Source organism: Roseibium sp. TrichSKD4 (assembly GCF_000148725.1).
Classification (GTDB): Bacteria; Pseudomonadota; Alphaproteobacteria; order Rhizobiales; family Stappiaceae; genus Roseibium.
In genome coordinates this window covers 202471-214261 of sequence record NZ_GL476319.1, presented here as the reverse complement: position 1 = coordinate 214261, position 11791 = coordinate 202471, and the positions used below count along the sequence as shown (strand labels likewise).

Sequence of the window (11791 nt, the reverse complement as noted above, 5' to 3'; positions counted from 1 at the left end):
ATCACTCTCCCGGAACAGCTTCGAGGTCGGGCTCTGCAGCGTCCGTATCAACCACGGCAGTCTGAAACGCAAAACCGGTTTCATCCGCATAATCAATGGTAATGGCAGACAGGGTTTCGCCGCGTTGGCCAGTTTCCAGAATTTCCAGCGAAAGTGTCGGCAGTAGCTGGCGCTGGATCACCTGATCCACAAACCGAGCACCGTTGGCTGAAATACCGCACATGGCCTGAACTCGCGTGGCTGCGGCGCCTGTCACCGTCAGTTCAATGTTTTGGCTGTCGGACAGGAGTTGTTTTAGCGAAGCCAGTTTCAGTCCGACGATTTCCGCCATGACATCATCAGAGAGCGGCAAATAAACGATTGGCTCCATCCGCGCGAGAAGCGCCGGTTTGAAATGCTGGGCAAACAGGGGCTGTAGAGACCGCGCCATCACCGCCGCAGACGGGATTTTGCCTTCTTCGGCCGTTGCCACCCAGTTTTCAATCTGGTCCGACCCAAGATTGCTGGTCAAAAAGAAGACAACATTCTTGCAGTCAATCAAACGGCCTTCACCGTCGGCGAGTTCACCCTTGTCAAACGCCTGATAGAAGAGATTGAGAACGTTGGCGTCTGCTTTTTCCACCTCGTCGAGCAGCACGACCGAATAGGGTTTCTTGCGGATGGCTTCAGTCAATATGCCGCCTTCTCCATACCCCACATAGCCGGGGGGAGAACCGATCAGCCGGGAAATTGTGTGCCGTTCTTGATATTCCGACATGTTGATGGTGGTCAGGAATTGCTCGCCGCCAAAGAGCTGCCGTGCGACTTCGAGTGCCGTTTCGGTTTTGCCAACGCCTGATGGACCCGCCAGCAGGAACACGCCAAGCGGTTGACCCTTGCGATGAAGATCAAGCCGGGAAGCGCGCAACCGCTCCTCAACTGCTGCCAGAGCGTGATCCTGACCCCGAATGGTCTGGTTCATCGTTTCCGCCAAGGTCAGCAAACGTTGGTAGTCATCTTCCACCATTGAGGTGACCGGGATACCGGTCCAATCGCCGATAACAGCCGCCACTTCCGCCGCTCCAACTTCAATCGGAACCAGTCGGTCTTGTTCGCGAATGGCTTGGAACTCGTCAGAGAGCCGCGCAAGCTCGTCTTGCGACGGAAGGTCGCCATCTGCATCTGAATCCACACCAGTCAGCAGGGTTTGACGCTGGACAACCAACTCACCGGCGAGAGCGCGCTGATGATCAAGGCGCTCGTCCAAAGCGGATATTTCGCCGGCCAATTCGCCTTCGCGTTCATCCAGATAATGCAGACGGTCAAGCTGTTCCGGCGAGAGATGGCCGAGCGATTGGTCACGCAACAGGCCAAGCCGCTCTCGCTCCAGAGCCTTTTGCTCCTGCATCATGCTTTCCATTTCCGCAGGTAGGGCATCAAAACAGGCCTTCACCCGAGCGCAGGCCGTATCAATGACGTCAATCGCTTTATCAGGCAGTTGCCGACCTGTGATGTAGCGCGCGGACAGGCGGGCGGCGGCTTCGAGCGCCTTCTCAGAGATATAGACCCCGTGAGCCTTTTCGTAAGAGTCTTTCAGGCCGCGTAAAATGATCACAGCATCTTCAACGCTTGGCTCATCCAGTTTGACAAGCTGAAAGCGCCGGGTGAGGGCTGGGTCTTTTTCAAAATAGGTCTTGTATTCGCTCCAGGTGGTTGCGGCGATTGTCTTGAGCTCGCCGCGCGCAAGAGCTGGTTTCAAAAGGTTGGCAGCATCGGAGCCCCCCTTGTCACCACCTGCGCCAATCAGCGTGTGTGCTTCGTCGATGAAAAGAATGATCGGTACCGGGCTGGCCTTCACTTCTTCAATGACGGCCTTCAGGCGCTTTTCAAACTCGCCTTTCATCGAAGCGCCCGCTTGCAGGGACCCGACATCAAGACCCCAAACAGCAACACCTTTCAGGGATTCAGGAACATCGCCTTCCGCAACTTTTAGCGCAAACCCTTCAGCAAGTGCCGTTTTGCCAACCCCGGCTTCGCCAACGCAAATCGGGTTGTTCTTGCGCCGACGGCACAGGATTTCGACAATCTGGCGGATTTCCCGGTCCCGGCAGAAGATCGGGTCAATTTCGCCCTGGCGCGCCAGCTCGGTGAAGTTGGTACCAAAGCGGGCGAGCGCGCTGTCACCCTGATCCAAAGCTGCAGAACCGCCGCTTGCAGCATGGTGCTCCGCCGCACCCGCATTGCTTTCCTCAACTGAGCCAGCAGTCAGGTCGGCAAACTTGCGCGTCAGCTCATCAGCGGACAGCGAAGACAAGCGATCATAATAGGCATAATCGCAATAGCGACCGAGGTCGCCAAGGATTGCGATTAGAAGCGCGCCCGAGCGAATGGCTGGCTCCTGCAACTGGACAGACGTGATGATCCAGGCGTCCTGCAGTAGGTCCAACAGCAGTGGTGAGAAGGTTGGTGTGCGGTCGGATTGGGTTTGGCGCAAGCGGGGGAATGTTCGTGCAATTGCCTCGTACAAACCATCCGGATCAACACCGTTTTCCTTCAAAATAATTCGAACATCGGCACCGGGTTCTTTGACCAAAGCGGACAGAAAATGTTCTACGGTGACTTCCCGATGAGAGTTGGCAACGCAAATGGAGCCAGCTTCTTCAATCGCTCTCCTGGAACAGGTGTTGAGGCGGTCGATCAGGGAACGGATATCCAGCCGAGCCATTGTGTACTCCAAAAATCAAAGCATGTTTTTCAATTGGTACACGACTGAGTCCGTGTATTGGTCAATCGCAAAATAGAAACCGGCAAAAGTCAGGGCGCAGAGGCAGGTAAAAACTATCCAGATTACGGACACCGGGGTTTGCCGATGCACGAAATGGACTTTTTCAAACACCTTGTCGCGGAAAGAGACGAGCTTTTCGGGAGGATCACCGCGCTCCTTGCGAATGGCATCGTGAACCTCGCGAATGACATCTTCCAGCTGCGTACGGCCATTGTGCATGACCCGATATTTGCCCTCGAAGCCGAGGCAAAGCAGCAGGTAGAGGAATTCGATTAGCTCAATGTAACGCGGAGGGTCGCGCATCAAACGCCCCAGAACGATAAAGAACTTTTCACCACCCCATGTCTCCGAGTGGAACAGCGCCAGCAAGCTCCGCTCTGACCAGTCGGATTCTTCACCCCATTTTGAGCACATCACGGCTTCATCAATTGCCGAACACAGACAATAGCGATGCGCCAGGATGGTGGCCCGATCATACCCGTCCCGATGGAGTTCCAACTCCAGAGATTCAATCTCTGCCTTTATGTCCCGGTGCAAGTGGTCAATGTTGTTGAACTCAGCGACATCCGGTATCCGGGCAATCAGTGCCAGCAGCGACTGGCTGGCATCGACAATGCGGTTGATACTGTTGCCGCGCAGCGGAAAGGCCAGCCGATTGATCGGAGGTAACGCCGGGGCGCTGGTTTTTTGCGTGTGTGTGTCGAGCCCGTTTTCCAGCGGAACGGCGGGCTCCATGTCGAAAATATTGGCAACTTCGTTCATCACGATGCCCTTTCGTTTCGTATCGCCCAGAACTGCATGTCCAAATCAGGGAAGGTGCCAGCGACGTGGAAGGCAAACCCGCTGGCATTGTCCATATGGCCCCAACCGGCCGAATTTTGATCAAGCTGGAAGTAAGTGAACCCGGCGTGATAGGGCAGTTGGCGCGGCGGCGATGGCAAGCGCTGCAAAACCACACCCGGCAAATGCAATTGAATGAGTTCGCGGATTTTCTCAATCGAAGACACTTTGGTCTGGGCCGGAAAGTCCTTCGCCAGCTTCTCCAGTTGAACGCTGGCCTTGATGGCAATAACAAAGATAGCGTTTTGCATGAGACTGCGGTCAGCAATCGGAGATGTGTAAATACCGAATTTCTGTTTTTGCAACGGCAGTGCGATGGCGTTTGCCTCGAAAATAGCCGTCAGCGCTTGGCGCAAAGACGCAATCACTGGATCAAAACAAACTCGCGGCTCTTCATGATGATAGGCGGGCCATGCAGGTGGCATGCGCTGATCGTGAGAGAAGGTCGCCAATTCACCAGCCGCCTTGGCAAATGTCATGAACAGGTCTTTCGGGTGAACCCCGGTGATCGTCGACAAATGGCGGAATTCAGGCCACAGACGGTTAACTGTCTGCAGCATCAGGAAGTCGGATACGTCCGAAACGCCGCGCTGGCCCGGGCTGCCGAGACGCGCTGAAATCTGCCGGGCTCGCTGCTGAAGTAGGCCGACAAAATCATCCAGCACTTTCTTCAGGGTCGGCAACGCCTCGATGTTGGCAGCAGTTGGCAGAAACTCATCATCCAGTACCAAGCTGCCGTCCGAGCGTTTTTCGCGGATGCGCGCAATCGGCAAGCATGTGTAGGAAGACCGGTCTTCTTCTTCCAGCATCAGGCGGACACGATATTGCGCCACGCTGACCATGAACGGCTCGGTGTCGACAGAGGCATTGTCTCGCACTTCCTGATCAACAGCGCGCATACGCGTGTTGTCTTGAGGCTGTATCGCATCCTCGACTTCCGGTACGCCATTCAGGCGGAGGGGCAGTGCGATATAAATGCGCTGATCGACAATGCTGCGGGTGCTGACATCCAGCGCTTCCGGCGGGCTGGTTTCACCCGGAATGTCCAAAATGGAGCCGTCGGGGAAAACGCCTTGAGCATAATCGACCAGTACCTTGCCATGCAGCAGGTTCTCAAGGTTGATTTCAATGCGAGACAAGCCAGTCTGGTAAGGGTCGAGCGTATCGGCCCGGGTCTTGACCAGGTATTCCATGTATCGCTGTTGCTGTTGAAAGTGGTGGGGCTTCAAAAACAGCCCATCCCGCCAGACAACATGGTTTCTCAAAGACATACGTTAGCAATCCTGCTCGTTACGCGAAGCTCAGCGATGAAGGTTCGTGATGATTTTCCGGCGGTTCATGACAGCCAGAAGCTTGTAGGTTTCGCCCTTGGACTTGACGGCTTCTACGGTTCGCCAATCCACCTTGTCGGGATCGACGTAACCGCCGGCAATTCCAATGAAGGTCGTGTCTTTTTTAAGTTCCAGCTCATTGATTGTCTTGGATTCTCCGGGTGGAACTTGCACCTCCTTCACCTTGACGAAGGTGGTGGAAAGCACAGCTGCTGGTTCTGTCGTCAAACGGTCGAATTCGGCTTGAAAAAACTTGCCATCGTCACTGAGCTGGAAGATCCAGACGTCAATTGGAACAGCTTCACCGCCATCGTTCCGGTTGGCTCCGGGCTCCGCATAGACGGTGATATCCACCAATGTCGGCTGGTCTTTCGGCTCCCCGACGGCGATTTTGGGATCCGCGATAACCTTGATGACTTTGCCGGGAATCTCCTGCGCTCCACAGGCAGAAAGAAGCACGGCGCCCGTCACAAGACAGCCAACCGAGAGCATTCGAAGTGACAATCGCCAGAAAGGGGACTTGCTAGCTGTCATTGAGCGGTGAGCCCCCGAATTGGCTTTGCAGCGTCTTGCTGCGCATTTCACGGTCATAGACCTGCCGGAAGATTTCCCAGAACATGCGGCCAAGGCCACGCTGACGATCTGACTTCATCTCGCTGTAGTAGTGCTGATACATCTGCCAATGCCACGCATCCGGGTCGCCGGTTTTCGGGGCATGACCCTTGTAGCGGGCAAAGCGACGGGACAGATGCTGCGGGGATAAGGCGGTCAGGACCGCTTCCAAAGCAGCTTCGATTGCCGTTTGGCTTGCTTCTTCGTGCGCTGTGATTTGCGCAAGGCTTTCTTCAATCGCCGCCGGCGCGTTCAGGTGAACCGGACTTTGCACCAGAAACAGGTGGCGAACGGCCTCTCCCGGGTTCATGCCAAGCCGTAGGGGGTTGTCTTCGACCGGATGCAAATGGGTGTCGTTGAGACTGTTGCGGTCATCGCCCTGTCGATTGTGAATTTCCATCAGGCCGATGATGGCCGCCAACATCGCTTCGCCTGTTTCGCGGGCCACCCGGTTGGCCTCTGGCACAGACATGTCTGCAACCGGCAGGCCCATCGCGCTGAGGAGGGGGCGTAGAACAACGTGGTCGACTTGTTCATTTTCGTCAAAACTGCCTGACTGCACGTTGCCATGCCACTCTTCACGGGCGCGGATGTCATTAGTTCGCGCTGAAAAACCCCTTAACTGATTGAAGAGTATGGATACCCATTGGGTTTTGGATGTGTGAATATGCCGGTTAGTTGATCCGAAGCACGCATTTTCTGGCATATTCTCATGAGACCTTCAAAACGCAACAAACGGTGTGGCGATCTGTTCAAGGAACGCCTGGCCGCAATCATCGATATGAACCATTCGTTGGTGCGGCTGTCTGGTCTGATGCCTTGGGATGAATTTGATGCGGAGTTCGGCAGGCATTATCGCCCCTTGGGACGACCGGCCAAACCAACGCGTCTGATGGCCGGGCTGCACTTTCTCAAGCACATGTACGATCTTTCCGATGAAGAGACGGTTGAGCGTTGGGTTGAAAACCCCTACTGGCAGTCTTTCTGCGGTTTTGAGTTTTTCCAGCACCAATTCCCCATTGATCCCTCAACCATGACCCGCTGGCGCAAACGGATTGGTCCTGAGGGAATGGAAAAGCTTCTTTCTGCTACGGTAGGTGTTGCGATTGAGAGCGGGACGATCAAGAAGAGCAGCCTTGAGCGGGTCTTGGTTGATACGACCGTTCAACCCAAAGCCATTGCCCATCCCACCGATAGCCGTCTTTATCACAAGGCCTTGCAGCTTCTGGTGCGCCAGGCCAAGAGGGCCGGCATCATCTTGCGTCGCAGCCATACCAGAGTTGCCAAAAAGGCGGCCTTGATGGCGGGCCGTTATGCCCATGCCAAACAGTTCAAGCGGATGCGCCGGGAACTCAAAAAGCTGAAGACCTATCTGGGCCGGGTCTATCGCGACATCTCCCGCAAGATCGCAGGCAACGAAGGTCTTGAGCACCGGTTCTCCCGTCTGCTGGGACTGGTGGAGCGGCTTCTGGCCCAGACCCCCAAGGACAAAAACAAGATTTATTCCATGCATGCGCCGGAAGTGGCCTGTATTGCCAAGGGCAAGGCGCGAACACCTTACGAGTTCGGGGCCAAGGTTGGCATTGCCACGACCAATCGGGAAGGATTGGTTCTTGCGGCGAGGGCTTTTGAGGGCAATCCCTATGATGGGCACACCTTGAATGACACCATCAGTCAGGCTGAGAAAGTCTGCGGCACCAAAGCTGAGCGTGTCTATGTGGACCGTGGCTATCGGGGGCATGATTATGAGGGCGACGCCAAGGTCATGATCTCCGGCCAGAAGCGCGGGCTGACGGCACAGATGAAGCGTGAGCTGAAACGACGATCAGCGATCGAGGCCACCATCGGCCACATGAAAACAGATGGACGACTTGACCGGAACTTCCTCAATGGCAAAAATGGCGATGCCATCAACGCCCTGCTGGCCGCAGCCGGTCATAACCTGCGTCTGATCCTCAATGCACTGATCATTTTGCTGCTCTGGATCACAAACCCCATCCCCAAACCGGTCAAATCGAATATTTGCGTATTGCTTCGGCCACGCGCAACATCAATGGCTTAGACGTTGTTCAGGGCGGACTCATTAATGTTGCGTGACCCGGCTTGCGTCAGTTCCTGCAGATAGCTGTCCAGATCCTCATTTTGATCTGTTGCTTTGGGTCCTGCGAAAAAGGCATTTTGAGCCATCGGGTCATCAAGGCCGAGATTTTCAGTGCCTTGTTGTGGTTTTACGTTCAGATCATCGATCAGGCTTTTTTCGTCGGACATGGCGCTTGCCCCCCGTTTGCGATCAAACAGAACAACCGGATCCTTGCTATCGTCTTCCAGGCTCTGTGAGGCTTTGTTCAAATGTGTGACCGGATCGAGCGCTTCCTTGATGGCTCGATCTTTGGTGGCGAAAAATTCAGCCTTCTCATCATCCTCGGCGGAATAATCCGCAAGAATGGCTTTGGCATTTAGCTGTTCCCGTTGATCGTCGTTTTTCAACGCACCGGGTAAAAGGGTCTCGATTGAGGAAAACTGACCGGCCCATTGCTCACCGGGTGTCGAGCCACCGGCGGCAGTGTTTTCATCAATTGCGATGTAAACAGAGACGTTAAAGTCGCCGATGTTCCATGTGTCGCCGTCGGAAACAGAGAAGGTTGTTCCCTTCTGCATCGGACGGGACGCGCGATTGACCACCATGCCTTCTCGGTCGAGAGGCGTTGCGCAAAAATGGCCGTCTTGCTGAAACACCTTGACGTGAAAGTCCGCAACGGAGCCAGCACGGTCCATCAGCTGCCAGTCGGCATCCGGTGCTGAGCCAATCACACCACCTGAGGCCTCAAAAACGGAGGTCGCAGCAATCCCGCTTTCCAGATTGGTGGTGTTGTTGACGGCGAGGATCATTTTCATGGCAAATTCCTCACAATCTGGCCGTTATCAGCACATCGCGCTGACCGGCATCTCCGGACCCAAGGAAGGAAGACCAGCCCAAGTGGCCTTCATCGGAATCCGACAGGTCCAAAGGTCTGGCCTGCCGTGGAGCTAGGCCAAGCTTGATGTCATATGCGTGTTGATCACGCAGCATGAACTCGACCAGCTGCTTGAGAGGTTCATGGTCCTTGCCGCTCGGCAAAAAGTCCTGAAACCGCTCGAAACTCAGATTTTTGAGGTAGATGTTGAACTTGCTCGCCAGATCCGGCACGCGGTCGCCAAGTACGACGTCCTGCCCAAGCTGGAAGTTCTGTTTTCCCAGCGCTGACAACTGGTTCGCCGGAATATCAACCTTACGCTGGACCCATTCTTCCACTTCCACATCTTCGTGGAAAAAGGCATGTGCGACCACGCTCGCAACAACCTGAGGAGAACGGTTTCGAGACGCCAGAATGCCGGTGAAGGTTAGCAGTCGGGCCCAATTGATCTTTGAACTGTCTCTGGCCTCTTGATCGGCCAGACCGAAGACGCAGAACATATTCTGCGAAAAGCCGTCTTTTGCCTCCGGTTGATAGCGCACATAGTACCGATACTTTCGCATCGTCCGGTGCATGAGGCCGATCAGACGATTGTGAAAGAAGTCAAAGAAGCCCTTGAGAAGCGAACCTTCCGCGTCATATCGGGCAATGGTTTCCTGATAATAGGAGGGAAGAGGCGAGTTGGCGCCATGAAGTCCCAAAAAGGCAACTTCCAGCTGGAATGGCTGGCGAAGTCCCCCCGTAGCGGACCCATTGACATGAATGTCTGATGGAATATCGGGAACAGCCCCGTTCGCTTTCAGTTGGTCTGAATTCGACAGGTCGATACGGTTGATGTCGGAGATCGGGAAGCCCAATCGATGATCCACGGAAAAGAAAATCTTTTCGTCGCCCGGCAACATGTGACTGCCGACTTCACTGCCCCCGTCATAGGCACGCTGAATATGCTCCACAGCCTGAAAAAAGGACCAGGTGCGGGCATCGTGGACCAAACGGTCCGTCAGATTATCGGCTGTCTGCCGATCTTCGCTGGCCATTGGTACACCTCGTTGTTTTCTTCGCCTTCAACTTCCAACTCGTGAAACGAGTTGATGCTGGCGTAGAGCGTGAAAAATTCAGCGAGCACACTCGCGAACAGGAACATGTCTCCTTCACTTTGAAACGCGGATTCGCGCAGCCGCATTCGCGAATAAAGCCCGCGCACCGGCTGGCCGCGGAACAGCTTGTCAAAAGGCTTTGTCTCTATCGAAAGAAGGCCGTTAAGCCGCCGTTGACTGGTGCGCTCGGCCCGGCGGTCCGATTGAGCCTGAAAGTCATAAACGGCCAAAACTGCGCTCAACGCATCCTTGTCGAGCAGGGACACATAGTTGAGCGACAGATTGGAAATCATTGTCCAGTAGAGGCTGCCATCGAGTGGCGGATAAACCGGATGTGTTGGCTGCTCCAGATTGCGGAACTCGGCATGGGCTGGTGTGTCTTCGGTCGGCACACAGATATCGCCGCCGCCCAACTCATGTGCGTGGGAGCCGTTAAAACAGCTGAGTTCCGCGGACAGGACTTCGTGGTCTGGAACCACCGGACTGTTGTCATGGCGAACAAAGGACAGAAGGTGATCCATCCCCATGCCCTGAAGGGCTTCTCGCAAACGCAGGCGATAATAGATCTGCTGCATGCCTTGCGCGCGTTCCACTTCATGGTGGAAGGACTCAAACGGGGGATAGTCCCGAAGGTGCGAACCGGTCTTCGGGTCTTCAATCGAACGCCAGCTCATCACCCGGTCAACGGAGAAGATATTGATTGTCTTCTTGGCATTGGAGGAGGGGCGGAGCGGGTAATGCAGGCGCCGGTGATTGATCATCATTGGCTCTGCATCATGGGTAAACAGGTTGACCGCGGGCGAGCAGTAGAGGCGCAAGGTGCCGGGGCGAACTTTCAAATCTGCTGGCAAAGGGCGCTGGAAGCGGACGGTTATCCGAAATCCCAGAGCATCCGAGTTGGCAAAAAGCCGACCAAGATCCTGAAGGTCAAAGCAGAGGAATTTCGATGGGAACACAAAGTATTCCCGTAGCAGCCGATAGCCCTCATATGCTGCGTTTCCGGCTGAGAGCATCGCTTCGCTCTGCGCAAAGCCACCGGGCCGGATCTTGTCTTTCGGGATCCGGATAGGTGATTGTGGTCCTGCTTCTGTCTCCGGTATCAATTCAATGGAGGACAGGTAGCGCCCGAACCAAAGGTAAAGCGTCTGAGCGGTGACCTCATCTCCGGAAAACCAGAGCCGAAGGTCCTTGAGGTCAATTTTCGAAAGAGGCAGACCGGAAAGCGTTTTCAGGTCGATATGAAGCGTTGTGGTTTGCCGGGTTCGTTCAAGGGACTGGCTTTCGATCTCCAGCGGGTAGATGGAAATGTCCGACGTTGTCTTGAACGTGCAGACCACGCCATCCACGGGGCGCGACAGGACTTCGGTGTTCTTGGGGACGGTTTGCCGCTCTGTGATCGCCTTTTCAATGGGCGACAGCTTCATCATTGTTGCGGCCGGGAAGGGGCGCAAGAAATTCGGCAGGAGCAGGTTAAGAACGGAATGCGTCAGCTCGGGCAGTTCGTCGTCCAGCTTTTCCCGCAACTTGGACGTCAGAAAGGCAAAACCTTCCAGAATGCGTTCCACGTCAGGGTCGGTTGAGCGTTCCGACAGATATTTGACGAGCTTCGGGTTGCTTTCGGAAAACATCCGACCACTCTCCCGAAGATATGTCAGCTCGTCCTGAAAATATCGTGATCTCACGTCGCCAACCCGCCCCGTTTCTTAAAGTTCGGGACTAATTTCAAAGTATGTGCGCTGCGCGTCCGTCTCGCATCAGCAAATCGATTTGGACCATTTCGTTGCCAGATCGCGCCGGAACTTCCGCCGCGATCCTGAAATTGAGGTCGAGTGGCCGGTCGGGATCCCGAGAACATTCGACGGCACGCACTTTGACCCGTGGTTCATAGGTATCGATGCACCGACGGATCGAGGCTGCAATATGTTGGGTCAAATCGTTGGATTCGACCGAAGACACGTTGAAATCGACTAGACCAAGTTCAGGGGCAGACGCGGCACCTCCGGCACGAGCATTCAGCAAGCGCATCAAATGGCGCTTGATGGATCGCACAGTGCCTTGGACCTCGCTGGTATTCCGGTCTGTTTCCCTGTCTTCTTCATCCAGAACCAAGCGCTCAAACAAACTGCCCGCCGCGCTTCGGTTCCGACTGTTCCAGACTTCGGTGCCTTCCGGTCGTCGTCTCAACGTGACCTC

The 11791-nt window shown here is 55.0% G+C and carries 9 protein-coding genes and 1 pseudogene; 1 reads left to right on the top strand and 9 read right to left on the bottom strand.

What is annotated here, in order from left to right:
- Position 1: 1 nt before the first annotated feature.
- From tssH to tagH, 5 genes and pseudogenes are all read right to left on the bottom strand, one after another.
- A pseudogene (tssH, locus tag TRICHSKD4_RS17285) lies at positions 2-2608 on the bottom strand (type VI secretion system ATPase TssH); the annotation flags it as partial.
- A gap of 111 nt (positions 2609-2719) precedes the next feature.
- A complete protein-coding gene (icmH, locus tag TRICHSKD4_RS17280; RefSeq protein ID WP_009468176.1) occupies positions 2720-3526 on the bottom strand; it encodes a type IVB secretion system protein IcmH/DotU in 807 nt (268 codons plus the stop codon).
- Positions 3526-4875: a type VI secretion system baseplate subunit TssK gene (gene tssK / locus TRICHSKD4_RS17275; protein WP_009468175.1), complete on the bottom strand. Its 1350-nt coding sequence runs from the start codon at positions 4873-4875 to the stop codon at positions 3526-3528. Before tssK ends, icmH begins: the two co-directional genes overlap by 1 nt.
- Positions 4876-4905: 30 nt before the next feature.
- Complete coding sequence (gene tssJ / locus TRICHSKD4_RS17270; protein WP_208993120.1) at positions 4906-5469, bottom strand: type VI secretion system lipoprotein TssJ; 564 nt, start codon at positions 5467-5469, stop codon at positions 4906-4908.
- A complete protein-coding gene (gene tagH, locus TRICHSKD4_RS17265) occupies positions 5459-6109 on the bottom strand; it encodes a type VI secretion system-associated FHA domain protein TagH (protein ID WP_208993119.1) in 651 nt (216 codons plus the stop codon). The genes tssJ and tagH overlap by 11 nt, the downstream gene beginning before the upstream one ends.
- A gap of 150 nt (positions 6110-6259) precedes the next feature.
- Between tagH and TRICHSKD4_RS17260 the strand changes: the two genes are divergently transcribed.
- Positions 6260-7609, top strand: coding sequence for an IS5 family transposase (locus tag TRICHSKD4_RS17260; protein WP_009465529.1), 1350 nt, complete (start codon positions 6260-6262; stop codon positions 7607-7609).
- Here TRICHSKD4_RS17260 and TRICHSKD4_RS17255 read toward each other — a convergent pair.
- The 4 genes from TRICHSKD4_RS17255 to tssE form a co-directional block, all read right to left on the bottom strand.
- Positions 7606-8442: a phosphopeptide-binding protein gene (locus TRICHSKD4_RS17255; RefSeq protein WP_009468172.1), complete on the bottom strand. Its 837-nt coding sequence runs from the start codon at positions 8440-8442 to the stop codon at positions 7606-7608. The two genes, TRICHSKD4_RS17260 and TRICHSKD4_RS17255, sit on opposite strands and share 4 nt — an antisense overlap.
- 10 nt (positions 8443-8452) lie before the next feature.
- The gene (gene tssG, locus TRICHSKD4_RS17250) at positions 8453-9538 is read right to left on the bottom strand and encodes a type VI secretion system baseplate subunit TssG (RefSeq protein WP_009468171.1); all 1086 of its coding nucleotides are present in this window, start codon (positions 9536-9538) and stop codon (positions 8453-8455) included.
- Positions 9502-11226 carry a type VI secretion system baseplate subunit TssF gene (tssF, locus tag TRICHSKD4_RS17245; protein ID WP_247642830.1) on the bottom strand — a complete coding sequence of 575 codons (1725 nt, stop codon included), beginning with the start codon at positions 11224-11226 and terminating at the stop codon, positions 9502-9504. The genes tssG and tssF overlap by 37 nt, the downstream gene beginning before the upstream one ends.
- Before the next feature lie 94 nt (positions 11227-11320).
- Positions 11321-11782: a type VI secretion system baseplate subunit TssE gene (tssE, locus tag TRICHSKD4_RS17240; protein ID WP_009468169.1), complete on the bottom strand. Its 462-nt coding sequence runs from the start codon at positions 11780-11782 to the stop codon at positions 11321-11323.
- Positions 11783-11791: the final 9 nt, after the last annotated feature.

Coding starts and splice junctions, on each gene's coding strand:
- TRICHSKD4_RS17255 (WP_009468172.1), bottom strand. CDS start 8,442: ATGAAAATGATCCTCGCCGTCAACAACACCACCAATCTGGAAAGCGGG.
- icmH (WP_009468176.1), bottom strand. CDS start 3,526: ATGAACGAAGTTGCCAATATTTTCGACATGGAGCCCGCCGTTCCGCTG.
- tssF (WP_247642830.1), bottom strand. CDS start 11,226: ATGTTTTCCGAAAGCAACCCGAAGCTCGTCAAATATCTGTCGGAACGC.
- tssK (WP_009468175.1), bottom strand. CDS start 4,875: ATGTCTTTGAGAAACCATGTTGTCTGGCGGGATGGGCTGTTTTTGAAG.
- TRICHSKD4_RS17260 (WP_009465529.1), top strand. CDS start 6,260: ATGAGACCTTCAAAACGCAACAAACGGTGTGGCGATCTGTTCAAGGAA.
- tssJ (WP_208993120.1), bottom strand. CDS start 5,469: ATGACAGCTAGCAAGTCCCCTTTCTGGCGATTGTCACTTCGAATGCTC.
- tssG (WP_009468171.1), bottom strand. CDS start 9,538: ATGGCCAGCGAAGATCGGCAGACAGCCGATAATCTGACGGACCGTTTG.